Annotated in this window: 11 protein-coding genes; 2 read left to right on the top strand and 9 right to left on the bottom strand. The window is 59.9% G+C overall.

Features of this window, described 5'->3' with window-relative positions:
- Positions 1 to 57 precede the first annotated feature (57 nt).
- Positions 58 to 441 carry a type II toxin-antitoxin system PemK/MazF family toxin gene (locus ACQ4MY_RS09325; protein ID WP_105706014.1) on the bottom strand — a complete coding sequence of 128 codons (384 nt, stop codon included), beginning with the start codon at positions 439 to 441 and terminating at the stop codon, positions 58 to 60.
- 191 nt (positions 442 to 632) lie between these two features.
- Here ACQ4MY_RS09325 and ACQ4MY_RS09320 point away from each other — a divergent pair, with 191 nt between their 5' ends.
- Positions 633 to 1070 carry a hypothetical protein gene (locus tag ACQ4MY_RS09320; protein ID WP_008077237.1) on the top strand — a complete coding sequence of 146 codons (438 nt, stop codon included), beginning with the start codon at positions 633 to 635 and terminating at the stop codon, positions 1068 to 1070.
- A gap of 53 nt (positions 1071 to 1123) precedes the next feature.
- On the opposite strand, the gene ACQ4MY_RS09315 is transcribed toward ACQ4MY_RS09320, so the two are convergent.
- Positions 1124 to 2020 (bottom strand): LysR substrate-binding domain-containing protein, encoded by an 897-nt coding sequence (locus ACQ4MY_RS09315; protein WP_440094855.1) that lies wholly within the window; start codon positions 2018 to 2020, stop codon positions 1124 to 1126.
- Positions 2021 to 2186: 166 nt separating this feature from the next.
- Between ACQ4MY_RS09315 and ACQ4MY_RS09310 the strand changes: the two genes are divergently transcribed.
- Positions 2187 to 3413 carry an MFS transporter gene (locus tag ACQ4MY_RS09310; protein ID WP_440095021.1) on the top strand — a complete coding sequence of 409 codons (1227 nt, stop codon included), beginning with the start codon at positions 2187 to 2189 and terminating at the stop codon, positions 3411 to 3413.
- A gap of 139 nt (positions 3414 to 3552) precedes the next feature.
- Here the strand turns inward: ACQ4MY_RS09310 and hemE are convergent, their stop codons facing one another.
- The 7 genes from hemE to pilQ all read right to left on the bottom strand — a co-directional run bounded on the left by hemE (position 3553) and on the right by pilQ (position 16567).
- A complete protein-coding gene (gene hemE / locus ACQ4MY_RS09305) occupies positions 3553 to 4620 on the bottom strand; it encodes a uroporphyrinogen decarboxylase (protein WP_008077242.1) in 1068 nt (355 codons plus the stop codon).
- Positions 4621 to 4867: 247 nt separating this feature from the next.
- Entirely contained in the window at positions 4868 to 6286 is a 1419-nt protein-coding gene (locus ACQ4MY_RS09300; protein WP_007909438.1) for an FAD-dependent oxidoreductase, read from the bottom strand.
- A gap of 33 nt (positions 6287 to 6319) precedes the next feature.
- Positions 6320 to 10765, bottom strand: coding sequence for a glutamate synthase large subunit (gltB, locus tag ACQ4MY_RS09295; RefSeq protein ID WP_440094854.1), 4446 nt, complete (start codon positions 10763 to 10765; stop codon positions 6320 to 6322).
- Between the two features lie 350 nt (positions 10766 to 11115).
- Positions 11116 to 12705, bottom strand: a complete 1590-nt coding sequence (locus ACQ4MY_RS09290) for an AAA family ATPase (RefSeq protein WP_440094853.1) — start codon at positions 12703 to 12705, stop codon at positions 11116 to 11118.
- 10 nt (positions 12706 to 12715) lie between these two features.
- Positions 12716 to 13816, bottom strand: a complete 1101-nt coding sequence (aroB, locus tag ACQ4MY_RS09285) for a 3-dehydroquinate synthase (protein ID WP_008077246.1) — start codon at positions 13814 to 13816, stop codon at positions 12716 to 12718.
- Positions 13817 to 13968: 152 nt separating this feature from the next.
- The gene (aroK, locus tag ACQ4MY_RS09280) at positions 13969 to 14487 is read right to left on the bottom strand and encodes a shikimate kinase AroK (RefSeq protein ID WP_045122915.1); all 519 of its coding nucleotides are present in this window, start codon (positions 14485 to 14487) and stop codon (positions 13969 to 13971) included.
- A gap of 4 nt (positions 14488 to 14491) precedes the next feature.
- The gene (gene pilQ, locus ACQ4MY_RS09275; RefSeq protein ID WP_440094852.1) at positions 14492 to 16567 is read right to left on the bottom strand and encodes a type IV pilus secretin PilQ; all 2076 of its coding nucleotides are present in this window, start codon (positions 16565 to 16567) and stop codon (positions 14492 to 14494) included.
- Between the last annotated feature and the right edge of the window lie 9 nt (positions 16568 to 16576).

The following is a 16576-nucleotide window of genomic DNA, read 5'->3' as shown; positions in this document are numbered from 1 at the left end:
AATTGGATTGCCGGACAACGGCTGGCGTTTGGCCTTGCCGTGCCACCCCTGCTGCCATTACAGCCCAAGCGCGAGTCTAACGGCGGCTTTGACCGCAGAAAACTCGTCTATTGCAAGATGTGAAATCAGGTAAACGCGCCGTCCTTCTCGATCCTTGCTTTTTATACGGTCAAGCCGAGAAAGGCTAACTGTCGCCACCATGTCGCACTTTGCCCAGCATGTGGGGCTGGCGCCCTGCAGATGACTTGCGAGTTCAAGGTGGTGACCAAGCATGATATCGGGCGCCGTAGTACTCAGTGGCACGACGGTTACCAACAAGCTGTTAGTCCTGTGTTTACGTATGACAACTACGGGTCTGATCTTGACCATCTCAGGGACTTCATACCCCCTAAAATCACAAATCAGCACACTGCCCTCCTTGGGCTGGTAACGAAGTGGCATCCGTTGCGCTCACTGAAAAGAACCGATTTTGCGCAAAAAACGGAGTTTTCATTAAGGCTGTTCCGTTACTGAAAATGTAAGTTTCGCTACTGACTTCAACCTGCAACCTGAACACGCAGCATCTACACTCCCTCAAACCACATCAGCACCATGCCTGCCCGCGCTTCTCTTTCACCGTCAAGGAGATGACCATGCAAGTGAAAGCTCTGATCGCCGCCACGCTTTTCGCTCTGTTACCGGGCGCCAGCCATGCCACCAACCTCATGTACATGCCGTTCGAAACCGTCGTGTCGGACGCGCTGCGGGCCGGGCGGCTGGATGGCAGTGTGAAGTTTTATCTGGCCGGCAATGGGCCGCAGGGGACTCAGCAGTTGCTGCGCCGGGAGGTGATCAGTGATCTGGGTACCAATGGTTTCAACAAGAGCGATCATGATTCCTGCGAGTGGGTGTTGCAGTCGAACCTGATCAAGTTGCAGGCGGACGCCAAACGGGTCGGGGCGAATGCGGTGGTCAATCTCGTCAGTTATTACGACCAGCATGTGCGCAAGGATCTCAATACGTACGAATGCCGGGCGGGGATTTTTGTCACGCGGGTGGCGTTGAAGGGGGATTTGGTGCGGTTGCCATAACGGCGAGATCAAAAGATCGCAGCCTGCGGCAGCTCCTACAGGGCTGCGATCTTTTAGGCGGACTCGACCTTGCGCGTGAGCAGGTCAACAAACGCCTTGGCCATCGGCGACTTCTGATCCTTGCGCTGCACCAGCCACACCGCCGTCACCGCTTCTGAATCGAGCAATCGCCGATAGACCACGCCATCGATGCGCATCCGCTGATACGACGCCGGCATCACCGACACGCCCAACCCCGCTGCCACCAGGCCGATGATGGTCATCGCCTCCCCAGCCTCTTGCGCAAAGTGGGGGCTGAACCCGGCATCCCGCGCCAGGCTGAGCAATTGCGCATACAACCCGCTGCCGTAACTGCGCGGAAAGAACACGAACGGCTCCAGCGCCAGCGCCGAGAGGAACAGCCCTTCTTCACTGCCCTGCGCCAGCGGATGCTTGGAACCGAGCACCGCGACTAGCGGCTCACGCATCAACTCGACCACGCTCAACGAATCCGGCAATCCCAGCGGGCGCATGATCCCCACCTCGATCGACTGATCAACCAAGGCATCGGCGACCATCGTGCTGCTCATCTCGCGCAGGTTCAGGTGCACCGCTGGAAAGCGTTGGCGAAAGGCAAAAATTGCCTGCGGAATGGTCGAGTTGAACGGTGCCGAGGAGGTGAAGCCGATCTTCAACTCACCCAGTTCACCGAGTTGCGCACGCCGGGCGACGTCCGCTGCTTTATCAACCTGCGCCAGCACCAATCGCGCCTCTTCGAGAAACAATCGGCCAGCCTCGCTCAACTCGACCCGACGATTGGTCCGCTCGAACAGCCGCGCGCCGACTTCTTGCTCCAGCGCCTGAATCTGCTGGCTCAGCGGCGGCTGCGAGATGCCCAGCACTTGTGCGGCGCGGCCGAAGTGCAGTTCTTCGGCGACGGCGATGAAGTAGCGCAGATGACGCAATTCCATGGAAACCCCAATAGGTCGTAAAAGCTCTCAAACAGGTCGAACAATATATTGGATAGAAACATTAGCCAGCTATATGATTTTTTCATTGCCTGCCCGGCCGTGCCCTCCGAGGTCTGAAGTGAAAACTGCTGTTGCGCCCCTAGCCCATGAAGTCCCGCCTGCTGCGGTGGACGATGTCGTCGCCGAACTGCAAGAGATCTACATCGAAAAAGGCACGCCGATGTTCATGCGCACGGTGCTGGCGCTGTTCAGCGGCGGCTTCGCGACGTTCGCGCTGTTGTACTGCGTGCAGCCGATGATGCCGTTGCTGTCGCACGAATATGGGATCAACGCCGCACAGAGCAGCCTGATCCTCTCGGTGGCCACCGGCATGCTCGCCATCGGCCTGCTGATCACCGGGCCGATTTCCGATCGGGTCGGGCGCAAACCGGTGATGGTGACCGCGTTGTTCGCGGCGGCGCTGTGCACCATGGCCAGCGCAATGATGCCGAGCTGGCACGGCGTGCTGATAATGCGCGCGCTGATCGGGCTGTCGCTGAGCGGGCTGGCAGCGGTGGCAATGACTTATCTGAGTGAGGAGATTCACCCGCAACACATCGGCCTGGCGATGGGTTTGTACATCGGCGGCAACGCGATTGGCGGGATGAGCGGGCGCTTGATCACCGGCGTGCTGATCGACTTTGTCAGCTGGCACACGGCGATGCTGGTGATTGGCGGTCTGGCGATGATTGCCGCGGCAGTGTTCTGGAAGATCCTGCCGGAATCACGCAACTTCCGCTCGCGTTCGCTGCATCCGCGCAGCTTGCTCGACGGCTTCACCATGCACTTTCGCGATGCCGGTCTGCCGCTGCTGTTTCTAGAAGCGTTCGTGCTGATGGGCGCGTTTGTCACGCTGTTCAACTACATCGGCTATCGCTTGCTGGCCACGCCGTACAACCTCAATCAGGTGTTTGTGGGCTTGCTGTCGGTTGTGTATCTGTCCGGGATCTACAGCTCGGCGAAAATTGGGTCGCTGGCTGACAAGCTGGGGCGCCGCAAAGTGTTGTGGGCGACCATAGCGCTGATGTTCGCCGGCCTTGCCCTGACGATGTTTACGCCGCTGTTGCTGGTGATTGTCGGCATGTTGATTTTCACCTTTGGCTTCTTCGGCGCGCATTCGGTGGCGAGCAGCTGGATCGGTCGGCGCGCGACCAAGGCCAAAGGGCAGGCGTCGTCGTTATACCTGTTCAGCTATTACGCCGGGTCGAGTATTGCCGGCACGGCGGGCGGGGTGTTCTGGCATATGGGCGGGTGGAACGGGATTGGGTTGTTTATCGGTTCGTTGTTGCTGATCGCGCTGCTGGTGGCGTTGAAACTGGCGAAGTTGCCGCCACTCGGTGGTGTCAAAGCCTGAAAGCAAAAGATCGCAGCCTTCGGCAGCTCCTACATTAATCCCATGTAGGAGCTGCCGAAGGCTGCGATCTTTTGATCTTGAAAAAACGCCCGGCATAAGCCGGGCGTTTTGTTTTCTGTTATTTAGAGCTGTGTGGCGATCACTCGTGATACTGCGCCGACAACTCATGTACTGCGCGCAAAAACGCACCGGCATGTTCCGGATCAACCTCAGGCGTGATGCCATGGCCAAGGTTGAATACGTGACCGCTGCCCTTGCCGTAGCTGGCCAGAATACGTCCGACTTCGGTGCGGATCGCTTCCGGTTTTGCGTAAAGCACGGTCGGGTCCATGTTGCCTTGCAGGGCAACCTTGTCGCCAACGCGGGCGCGGGCGTTGCCGATGTCGCAGGTCCAGTCCAGGCCCAATGCGTCGGCACCAGCCTCGGCGATGCTTTCCAGCCACAGGCCGCCGTTTTTGGTGAAGAGGATTACCGGCACTTTGCGACCGTCGTGTTCGCGGATCAGGCCGCTGACGATTTTCTTCATGTAGGCCAGCGAAAACTCCTGATACGCCGCCGCCGACAGGTTGCCGCCCCAGGTGTCGAAGATCTGCACCGCTTGCGCGCCGGCCATGATCTGGCCGTTGAGGTACGAGGTCACCGACTGCGCCAGTTTATCCAGCAACAGGTGCATGGCTTGCGGGTTGTCGTAGAGCATCGCTTTGGTCTTGCGGAAGTCTTTCGACGAGCCGCCTTCGACCATGTAGGTCGCCAGGGTCCACGGGCTGCCGGAGAAACCGATCAACGGTACACGCCCGTTGAGCTCGCGACGGATGGTGCTGACCGCATCCATCACGTAGCCGAGGTCTTTGTGCGGATCAGGGATCGGCAGGGCTTCGATATCGGCGAGGGTGCTGACGACTTTCTTGAAGCGCGGGCCTTCACCGGTCTCGAAGTACAGGCCTTGGCCCATGGCATCGGGGATGGTGAGGATGTCGGAAAACAGGATCGCCGCGTCCAGTTGTGGATAGCGGTCGAGCGGTTGCATGGTGACTTCGCAGGCGAATTCCGGATTCATGCACAGGCTCATGAAATCACCGGCCTGGGCGCGGCTGGCGCGGTATTCCGGCAGGTAGCGGCCGGCCTGGCGCATCATCCACACCGGGGTGACGTCAACGGGTTGCTTGAGCAGGGCGCGGAGGAAACGGTCGTTCTTCAGGGCAGTCATGTCGGCATCCGGAAAAAAAGTGCGGGCATTTTCTCAGAGCGCGACGCAAAAGGCACGGATGCAGGTCAGCCTTTTGTCTATCGGGTCAATTTATCGTTATAAATACAGATCTTCGCAACACCACAAACAACTGTGGGAGCTGGCTTGCCAGCGATAGCATCACCTCGGTTTGCCTGACAAACCGAGGTGTCTGCATCGCTGGCAAGCCAGCTCCCACAGGTATTGCATTGCAGTCAGCTAGACGGGTTTAGACGCCCAGGTAATCAAGGATCCCTTCGGCAGCATTGCGGCCTTCGAAGATCGCCGTCACCACCAGGTCGGAACCGCGCACCATGTCGCCACCGGCAAAGATTTTCGGGTTGCTGGTCTGGTGCTTGTACTGACCTTGCTCAGGCGCGACAACGCGGCCCTGGCTGTCGGTCTGGATCTCGAACTGTTCGAACCACGGCGCCGGGCTCGGGCGGAAACCGAAGGCGATAACCACGGCGTCGGCCGGGATGATCTCTTCGGAACCCGGGATCGGTTCAGGGCTGCGACGGCCACGGGCGTCCGGTTCGCCGAGACGGGTCTCGACCACTTTGACGCCTTCGACCTTGTCTTCACCGACGATGGCGATCGGCTGGCGGTTGTAGAGGAATTTCACGCCTTCTTCCTTGGCGTTCTTCACCTCTTTGCGCGAGCCGGGCATGTTCGCTTCGTCACGACGATAAGCGCAGGTCACCGATTTGGCGCCCTGACGGATCGACGTGCGGTTGCAGTCCATCGCCGTGTCGCCGCCGCCGAGTACCACAACCTTCTTGCCTTTCATGTCGACGAAATCTTCCGGCGACTTTTCAAAGCCCAGGTTGCGATTGACGTTGGCAATCAGGAAGTCCAGTGCGTCATAAACGCCCGGCAGATCTTCACCGGCAAAACCGCCCTTCATGTAGGTGTAAGTGCCCATGCCCATGAACACCGCATCGTATTCTGCGAGCAGTTGTTCCATGGTCACGTCTTTGCCGACTTCGGTGTTGAGACGGAACTCGATGCCCATGCCAGTGAAAACTTCGCGACGATTGCTCAGCACGGTCTTTTCTAGCTTGAACTCGGGGATGCCGAAGGTCAGCAGACCGCCGATTTCCGGGTTCTTGTCGAACACCACCGGGGTCACGCCGCCGCGTACCAACACGTCGGCACAACCCAGACCCGCCGGGCCTGCGCCGATGATCGCGACACGTTTGCCGGTCGGTTTGACCTTAGACATGTCCGGGCGCCAGCCCATGGCGAACGCGGTGTCGGTGATGTACTTCTCGACCGAACCGATGGTCACCGCACCGAAGCCGTCGTTAAGGGTGCAGGCACCCTCGCACAGACGATCCTGCGGGCACACCCGGCCGCAGACTTCCGGCAGGGTATTGGTCTGGTGCGACAGCTCGGCGGCCTGAAGGATGTTGCCCTCCGCCACCAGCTTCAGCCAGTTCGGAATGAAGTTGTGCACCGGGCACTTCCATTCGCAATACGGGTTGCCGCAGCCCAGGCAGCGGTGGGCCTGATCGGCCGACTGCTGGGGTTTGAACGGTTCGTAGATTTCGACGAACTCTTTCTTGCGTTGACGCAACAGTTTCTTCTTCGGATCTTTGCGCCCGACATCGATGAACTGGAAGTCGTTATTCAGACGTTCAGCCATTGTTAAAACCTCATCAAACTCTTCAGGCGCATATCACTGCGGGTTGGCACGAGTGCTGGAAAGCAACGATTTCAGGTTGGCAGCCTTGGGCTTGACCAGCCAGAAACGGCGCAGGTAGTCATCGAGGTTTTCGGCGAGTTCACGACCCCACTCGCTGTCGGTTTCCGCGACGTACTCGTTCAGCACGTTTTGCAGGTGGCTGCGATAGGCTTCCATCGCCTCGCCGCTGATCCGCTGGATTTCCACCAGTTCGTGGTTGACCCGGTCAACGAAGGTGTTGTCCTGATCGAGCACGTAGGCGAAACCACCGGTCATGCCAGAGCCGAAGTTGTAACCGGTCTTGCCCAGAACGCAGACAAAACCACCGGTCATGTACTCACAGCAGTGATCGCCAGTGCCTTCCACAACCGTATGGGCACCGGAGTTACGCACGGCAAAACGCTCGCCTGCGGTGCCGGCGGCGAACAACTTGCCGCCGGTGGCGCCGTACAGGCAGGTGTTGCCGATGATGGCGCTGTCCTGAGTCTTATAAACGCTGCCCTTCGGCGGCACGATGGTCAGCTTGCCACCGGTCATGCCTTTGCCGACGTAGTCGTTGGCGTCGCCTTCCAGGTACAGGTTCAGACCGCCGGCGTTCCAAACGCCGAAGCTCTGACCGGCAGTGCCTTTGAAGCGGAAGGTGATCGGCGCTTTCGCCATCCCCTGGTTGCCGTGCTTGCGGGCGATTTCGCCGGAGATCCGTGCGCCGATCGAACGGTCGCAGTTGCAGATATCCAGATCGAACTCGGCGCCGCTCATGTCGTTGATCGCCGACGAAGCCATCTCGAGCATTTTCTCGGCCAGCAGGCCTTTGTCGAACGGCGGGTTGCGCTCAACGCCGCAGAACTGCGGCTTGTCCGCCGGGATGTGATCGCTGCCCAACAGCGGCGTCAGGTCCAGGTGATGCTGCTTGGCGGTCTGCCCTTCGAGGATTTCCAGCAGATCGGTACGACCGATCAGCTCTTCGAGGGAGCGCACGCCGAGCTTGGCCAGCCACTCACGGGTTTCTTCGGCGACGTAGGTGAAGAAGTTCACCACCATGTCGACGGTACCGATGTAGTGATCCTTGCGCAGCTTCTCGTTCTGCGTCGCGACGCCGGTGGCGCAGTTGTTCAGGTGGCAGATACGCAGGTATTTGCAGCCCAGCGCGATCATCGGCGCAGTACCGAAGCCGAAGCTTTCAGCGCCGAGAATGGCTGCCTTGATCACGTCGAGGCCGGTTTTCAGGCCACCGTCGGTCTGCACCCGGACTTTGCCGCGCAGGTCGTTGCCGCGCAGGGTCTGGTGGGTTTCGGCGAGGCCGAGTTCCCACGGTGCGCCAGCGTATTTGATCGAGGTCAGCGGCGAAGCACCGGTGCCTCCGTCGTAGCCGGAGATAGTGATCAAGTCCGCATAAGCCTTGGCCACACCGGCGGCGATGGTGCCGACGCCTGCTTCAGCCACCAGCTTCACCGAAACCAGTGCTTTCGGGTTGACCTGTTTCAGGTCGAAAATCAGCTGCGACAAGTCTTCGATCGAATAAATGTCGTGGTGCGGCGGTGGCGAAATCAGGGTTACGCCCGGCACTGCGTAACGCAGCTTGGCGATCAGACCGTTCACTTTACCGCCCGGCAGTTGCCCGCCCTCGCCCGGCTTGGCGCCTTGCGCGACCTTGATCTGCAGCACTTCGGCGTTGACCAGATACTCCGGGGTTACACCGAAACGGCCAGTCGCAACCTGCTTGATTTTCGAGCTCTTGATGGTGCCGTAACGTGCTGGATCCTCACCACCTTCGCCGGAGTTGGAACGCGCACCGAGGCGGTTCATGGCTTCGGCCAGGGCTTCGTGAGCTTCCGGCGACAAGGCGCCCAGCGAGATACCGGCGGAGTCGAAGCGCTTGAGCACCGATTCCAGCGGCTCGATTTCACTGATGTCCAGCGGCGTGTCGAGGGTCTTGACCTTGAACAGGTCGCGGATCATCGACACCGGACGGTTGTCCACCAGCGAGGTGTATTCCTTGAACTTGGCGTAGTCGCCCTGCTGCACGGCGGCTTGCAGGGTGTTGACCACGTCCGGGTTGTACGCGTGATATTCGCCACCGTGGACGAACTTCAGCAGACCGCCCTGCTGGATCGGCTTGCGCGGACTCCAGGCTTCGCTGGCGAGTGCTTTCTGCTCGGCTTCGATGTCGACGAAACGCGCACCCTTGATGCGGCTCGGCACGCCACGGAAGCTCAGGTCGCAGACTTCTTCGGACAGGCCGATGGCTTCGAACAGCTGCGCACCACGGTACGAAGCGATGGTCGAAATGCCCATCTTCGAGAGGATCTTCAGCAGACCTTTGGTGATGCCTTTGCGGTAGTTCTTGAACACCTCATAGAGGTCGCCCAGCACTTCACCGGTCCGGATCAGGTCGCCCAGCACTTCGTACGCGAGGAACGGATAGACCGCCGAGGCGCCGAAACCGATCAGCACCGCAAAGTGATGCGGGTCACGGGCGGTCGCGGTTTCAACAAGGATGTTGGAATCGCAACGCAGGCCTTTTTCAGTCAGTCGGTGGTGCACGGCACCGGTCGCCAGCGAGGCGTGGATCGGCAGCTTGCCCGGGGCGATATGGCGGTCGCTCAGAACGATCTGGGTGCGACCGGCGCGCACGGCTTCTTCAGCCTGATCGGCCACATTGCGGATCGCCGCTTCGAGGCCGACGCTTTCGTCGTAGTTGAGGTCGATGATCTGCCGCTCGAAACCCGGGCGGTCAAGGTTCATCAGCGAGCGCCACTTGGCCGGCGAAATCACTGGCGAGCTGAGGATCACACGCGAGGCGTGTTCCGGCGACTCCTGGAAAATGTTGCGCTCGGCACCGAGGCAGATTTCCAGCGACATCACGATCGCTTCACGCAGCGGGTCGATCGGCGGGTTGGTGACCTGCGCGAACTGCTGGCGGAAATAGTCGTACGGCGTGCGCACGCGCTGCGACAGCACGGCCATCGGCGTGTCGTCGCCCATCGAACCCACGGCTTCGTAGCCTTGTTCGCCGAGCGGACGCAGGACCTGATCGCGCTCCTCGAACGTGACCTGATACATCTTCATGTATTGCTTGAGCTGATCGACGTCGTAAAAAGCCGAACCGTGGTCGTTGTCTTCCATGGTCGCCTGAATGCGCAGGGCATTCTTGCGCAGCCATTGCTTGTACGGATGACGGGACTTCAGACGGTTGTCGATCGCGTCGGTGTCGAGGATCTGCCCGGTTTCGGTGTCCACGGCGAGGATCTGACCCGGGCCGACACGGCCCTTGGCGATCACGTCTTCAGGCTGGTAATTCCAGACGCCGATTTCCGAAGCGACAGTGATGAAACCATTGGTGGTAGTGACCCAGCGTGCCGGGCGCAGACCGTTACGGTCGAGCAGGCATACCGCGTAGCGACCGTCGGTCATCACAACACCAGCCGGGCCGTCCCACGGCTCCATGTGCATCGAGTTGTACTCGTAGAACGCACGCAGATCCGGGTCCATGGTTTCGACGTTCTGCCACGCTGGCGGAATGATCATCCGCACACCACGGAACAGGTCGATGCCACCGGTGACCATCAGCTCGAGCATGTTGTCCATGCTGGAAGAGTCGGAACCGACACGATTGACCAGCGGGCCGAGTTCCTCCAGATCCATCAGATCGTTGGTGAACTTGGTCCGACGGGCCTGTGCCCAGTTGCGATTACCGGTGATGGTGTTGATCTCGCCGTTGTGGGCGAGGAAGCGGAATGGCTGCGCCAGCGGCCATTTCGGCAGGGTGTTGGTGGAGAAGCGCTGGTGGAACACGCAGATCGCGGTTTGCAGGCGCTCGTCACTCAGGTCTGGATAGAACGCGGCCAGATCGGCCGGCATCATCAGGCCTTTATAGATGATGGTCTTGTGCGAAAAGCTGCAGATGTAGTGGTCGGAGTCGACGGCATTGGCCACCGACGAACGACGTCGCGCACTGAACAGCTTCACAGCCATGTCCTGATCGCTCAGGCCTTCGCCGCCGATGTACACCTGCTCGATTTGTGGCAGGCGCTCAAGGGCCAGGCGGCCGAGGACGCTGGTGTCGATCGGCACTTTGCGCCAGCCGATCAACTGCAGGCCTTCAGCGAGGATCTCGCGGTTCATGTTCTCGCGAGCGGCTTCGGCCTTGACCGGGTCCTGGTTGAAGAAAACCATGCCCACCGCATATTGCTTGGGCAGCTCGACGCTGAAGGTTTCCTGGGCAATCGCGCGCAGGAACGCATCAGGCTTCTGAATCAGCAGACCGCAACCGTCACCGGTCTTGCCGTCGGCATTAATCCCACCGCGGTGGGTCATGCAGGTCAGGGCCTCGATGGCCGTTGTCAAAAGGGTATGACTGGGTTCGCCCTGCATATGGGCTATCAGGCCGAAACCGCAGTTATCCTTGAATTCATCTGGTTGGTACAGACCTGCTTTCATAGACACTTTCTCACCAGGCTGCCTCTTTTCGAGGCAAATTTCTTTTCAATTCAACCACTTGCATTCCGCGCCGAACGTACGCCGGCTTAGCGGGGGCAAAAGGGTGGTCATTGTACACAGCGACACAGAGGCTCACAAATTTGACGACGAAATGTCGCAAATTCATGTCGCATTTGTGAAAGGTTTAAAGCGATCTGCTGTGCTAGTCAAAACTTTTTTAATTCTGACTGCAACGACTCAAAGACTACTATGACGCAGACACCACAAGGCACGCGGCCTGTAAAGGCGGCGCGCACTCGTAGAAATTTTGAGGTGCTTGGAGAGGCGGCCTGGGTAAGGCCGCCGAATCTTCAGCGAGTTGTTGCCAGTTCCTGTTGGACGCTGGCGACAGTGCGAGGCCAAGGTTTACCAGCCTGAACCTTCGCTGGCAAGGCCTTGATGGCAGAAACGGCTGCATCACGATTGGCGAAGTTGCCGTAGGTGATCACGTAGAGCGGCTTGCCGTTGAGGACTTTCTTGAAATAACGGTACTCGCCGCCCTGTTCCTTGACGAAGTTTTGCGCGGCCGCTTCGGAACTGGTGCCGAGGATCTGCACCACGTAGTTACCGGTTGGCTGACCGGCGTACCAGCTGCCACCGGCGGCTTTGGCGACGGTCACCGGCTTCTCGGCAGGCTTGGCTGCTGCAACTGGCTTGGCTGGCGCAGGAGCCGGTTTTGCCGCTGGCGCTACCGGAGCAGGCTTGGCAGTGGCAACCTGAGTTGGCGCTGGAGTTGGTTTGGCCGCCGGAACTGGAACCGGTGTCGGTGCAGGACCGGCTGGAACGCCGACTGGAGGCGCCGACGTGGTCACGGTAGGCGGTGTCGCGCTGGAGCCTTCCAGAGGCACACCGTCGTCGCCTTCAGTGATACCGCCAGCCGCTTCAGCCAGCGGGCCGCGCATGACCGGTTGCGAGTTACCGACCAGCGGCAACGGCATCGGTTGCGTATTGCCGGCGAACTCGACGTTCGGCGCGGCGCCATTGGCACCTTGGCCCAATGGCAACTGTGCCTGTTCATTGGCCGGCGCGCCGGTGGTTGGCGCCTTGTTGCGACCCGGCATCAACCAGGCGGCGGCGACCGCGACCACAACGACGGCGGAAATCGCCAATACGTGTTTCTTCGGCATGTTGAACCCCATACTTGGACGCTTGACCGCAGAGCGGCTGGCAATCATGACTTCGATCAGAGCATCGCGAGCGACCTGGTTGATGTTGCCCGGCCAACCCTCGGCACTTTCGTGAATATCAGAGATCTGATCCGCGGTGAAAAGTTCGACACCCCGGCCTGCACCTTCGAGCCGTTGGTCGAGATATTCGCGGGTCTCTTCTTCGGTGTACGGCTGCAATTCGATGACGTGGAAGCGCTCCTCTTCGAGGTGCAAAGCCTCGAGCTGAGCGATCAGCGACGACTCACCGAACAGGAATACGTGCGGTCGACCTTCCGGTGCACCGGCACCCAGCGCCATCAGCGCCTCAAGGGCGGATTCGTCGAGCTGCTCGGCGTCATCCACCAGCAGATAGACTTCCTGGCCGGTCAGCGCGAGTTGCACCACCTGATCCAGAATCGCACCGACCTCGGCCTGGGCCACGTTCAATGCCTGAGCCACTTGGCGCAGCACGCCAGCAGCATCGCCGGCGCCACGGGCGGAAACCACCACGCTTTGCACCGATTGCTTGTTGGTGCTGGCGACCAGCGCCTGACGCAGCAAGGTCTTGCCGCTGCCCTGCGGGCCAGTGACCACCAGCAGCAATTGGCTGTAACGCGCCAGATGATGCAGCTGACCCAGCACCGGTTTGCGCTGGGCCGGGAAGAATTTGAAGCCCGGCACGCGTGGCGCGAAGGGGTCGTGACTTAACTGGAAATGGCCGAGGAACGCCTCGTCGGCATGCAAACTAGTCATCGGAATCTTATTAACCTTTAAGCTGAGCCAGGGCGCGGTAATCCGCTCCCAGCGTGGCCTGTAGAACCTCTTTCGGATAATCGGCGGTCACTACCGCTTCGCCCATCCGGCGCAGCAGCACCAGGCGCAGACGACCGTCGATCACTTTTTTGTCGATTGCCATGTGTTCGAGAAAATCGGCTTCGCTCATCTCTTCCGGCGGTACCACCGGCAGACCGGCGCGCTGGAACAGACGGATGCCGCGATCGCGCTCCTCATCACTGATCCAGCCCAGGCGCGCGGACATTTCCAGCGCCATCACGGTACCGGCCGCGACCGCCTCGCCATGCAGCCAGACACCATAGCCCATGTGGGTCTCGATGGCGTGGCCGAAGGTGTGGCCAAGATTCAGCGTGGCGCGTACCCCGGTTTCCTTCTCATCGGCGCCAACCACCGCAGCCTTGGCCGCGCAGGAACGTTCGATGGCATAAGTCAGGGCTTTCTGATCCAGCGCACGCAGGGCGTCGACGTTGTCTTCGAGCCAGGTCAGGAACGGCTCATCGCAGATCAGGCCGTATTTGATGACTTCTGCCAGACCGGCGGAGAGCTCGCGCTCAGGCAGGGTTTTCAGGGACGCGGTATCGATCAGCACGACGTTCGGCTGATAGAACGCGCCGACCATGTTCTTGCCCAGCGGATGATTGATGCCGGTCTTGCCACCCACCGACGAATCGACCTGGGACAGCAATGTCGTTGGAATCTGGATGAAATCGACGCCGCGCTGGTAACAGGCGGCGGCGAAACCGGCCATGTCGCCGATCACACCGCCGCCGAGGGCGATGACGGTGGTGCGGCGGTCATGACGAGCGGTCAGCAGGCCGTCGAAGATCAGTTGCAGGGTTTCCCAGTTCTTGAAGGCTTCGCCGTCCGGCAACACCACCGAGATCACCGAGAACTGCGCAAGACTGCGGGTCAGACGCTCAAGATAGAGCGGCGCAACGGTCTCGTTGGAGATGATTGCCACCTGCCGCCCGTGGATATGCGGCGCCAGCAGTTCAGGCTGATCCAACAGACCTTCGCCAATATGAATCGGGTAGCTGCGCTCGCCTAGATCGACCTTGAGTGTCTGCATGTGTCCCCACAGTGAAGATGGAAGCAGGCGTCCTGCCCTGAATTATTGGTTATCTGCGGCCTATAGCGGGTATGACGCCGCTCGCACGCCATCCGCCACAACCTCGACGGGCTGTGACAGGACGCCGAGGATAGCGCATTTCGAGCGATGCTTTAACGGGGCGGCAGTTGCGCCAGACGATCGAGAATGTCGAGCACCACCATGCGTGGCGGCCGTTCGTCGGTTTCCACCACCAGATCGGCGATTTCCCGATAAAGCGGATCACGGATCGCCAGCAAATCACGCAGGGTTTTTTCAGGATTGGCGGTGCGCAGCAACGGCCGGTTGCGGTCGCGCGAGGTGCGGCCGACCTGCTGTTCGACGGAGGCGTGCAGATACACCACGCGCCCACCCTCATACAGGGCCTTGCGATTGGCATCGCGCATGACGGCACCACCGCCGGTCGCCAACACCACGCCATCGAACGCGCACAGCTCGGCGATCATCGCCTGCTCACGGTCACGAAAGCCGGGCTCGCCTTCCTTGTCGAAGATCCACGGGATATTGGCGCCCGTGCGCAGTTCAATTTCCTTGTCGGAATCTTTGAACGGCAGGCGCAGCTCTTTGGCCAGCAACCGGCCGATGGTGCTTTTGCCAGCGCCCATCGGTCCTACAAGAATCAAATTTCGCACAGAATCAACGACTCACAGCAATCGCCTGGTTATTCATGATACGTGGTGTGAGAAATACCAGCAGCTCGGATTTTTTCTCCGAAACCACATCACGCCGGAAAAGGCGGCCAAGATACGGCACATCGCCAAGAAATGGCACCTTATCTACGACCTTGCTTTGAGTATTTGAGAAAACGCCGCCAATCACGATGGTTTCGCCGTCATTGACCAGCACCTTGGCGTTGACCTCGTTTTTCTTGATCGGCGGTACATCCTGCACTTTGTTCAAGTAGTCCGGTTCATCCTTGGTGACCTTGACCTCCATGATAATGCGGTTGTCTGGGGTGATCTGCGGGGTGACTTCCAGCGACAGCGAGGCCTCCTTGAACGACACCGAAGTGGCGCCGCTGGAACTGGCTTCCTGATAAGGAATCTCGGTGCCCTTGAGGATTTTCGCGGTCTCCTTGTCGGAAGTGACCACTTTCGGCTGCGAGACGATTTCGCCGTTACCGGTTTTCTCCATCGCCGTCAGTTCAAGATCGAGCAACACGTTGTCGGTGATGAAGGCGATACCGATTCCCGAGGTATTGCCGACCGTACCCATGTCGACGAACGGTGAGTTGGTACTGGTGCTGCCCGGCGTGCCGATGGTTGTCGATGAACCGTTGCTGACCCCGGAGGTGTTCCAGTTGCCCTTGTTCTGGATGGAACCGCCCCAGCGCACGCCCAGGCTCTTGTCGTAATCGACGTTGGCCTCGACGATGCGCGCCTCGATCATCACTTGCCGCACCGGGATATCCAGTTGCGCCACGATCCGCCGCAGCTCATCGAGTCGATCCTGGGTCTGATAGGCAATGATGTTGTTGGTCCGCTCATCGACTGTGATCGAGCCACGTTCATCGATTTTCGTTTCGGCACTGGTGACCGACTGGAACAGCTTGGCGATGTCCGCAGCCTTGGCGTAATTCACTTGCAACAGTTCGCGGCGCAACGGCGCCAGTTCGGCGATCTGTTTCTGCGATTCCAGTTCCTGGCGTTCGCGGGCGGCGATTTCATCGGCCGGCGCTACCAGCAGCACATTGCCGATCTTGCGTTTATCCAGGCCCTTGGTTTTCAGCACCAGATCCAGCGCCTGATCCCACGGCACGTTTTGCAGGCGCAAGGTGATGCCGCCCTGCACCGTGTCGCTGGCGACCAGATTGAGATTGGTGAAGTCGGCGATCAGTTGCAGCACCGAGCGCACGTCGATGTCCTGGAAGTTCAGCGACAGCTTTTCGCCGACATAGCTGTTGCGATCGGCATTGCGCTTTTGCAGATCGTCGACGGTCATCGGCCGCACGCTGACGGTCAGCTTGTTATCCGTCTGGAAGGTCGAATACTCGTACGTGCCACTGGGCTCGACGGTAATTACCGTGCGCTCACCGCTCACGCCGGCATTGACGAATTGCACCGGGGTGGCGAAATCCTTGACGTCGAGACGCACACGCAATTTTTCCGGCAACTGCGTGCGGGCGAAGCTGAGGATGATTTTGCCGTCATGTTCCTGGATGTCCGGGGCGATGGTCGGGTCAGCCAGATCGATGACGACATTGCCTTCGCCCGCCGTGCCGCGCTGGAAATCCACGCCGCGAATGGCTCGTGCTTTCGCTACGGATGCCTTGACCGGCGCTGCTGGCGCCGGGCGCGGTGCAACGGTGGCCGGGCGCGGTGCTGCAACCGGCGCGCCTTGCCCCACCACCACGAACAAATTATTGCCTTCGACCCGCGTGGTGTAAGGCGCAAGCTGTGTGAGGCTGACGATCAGCCGCGTGCGGTCCTTGGCTTCAACCACCGTCGCGGTGCGCGCGTTGCCGCTGCCCAGATCAAGATTCTTGCTCGCCAACTGGCTGGCGACACCCGGCAAATCGAGGGCGATCCGCGCCGGCGATTCGGTGGTGTAGCCCTTGGGCGGTGGCGGCGGGCCGTCGAATGACAGCTTCAACTCGACGCGATCCCCCGGCAACGCCGCCACGTCGAGCGTCTTCAGATTGGCCGCGAGTACCATCGGCGACATCAGCGCTATCCATAGCGAAAAACCGAGGGTGGAGAAAATCCTGTTCATTGTTCGACT

The sequence above is a fragment of the Pseudomonas sp. SM4 genome, assembly GCF_051913165.1.
Classification (GTDB): domain Bacteria; phylum Pseudomonadota; class Gammaproteobacteria; order Pseudomonadales; family Pseudomonadaceae; genus Aquipseudomonas.
The sequence above is the reverse complement of the archived record's forward strand: the minus strand, read 5'-3'. Positions and strand labels throughout refer to the sequence as shown.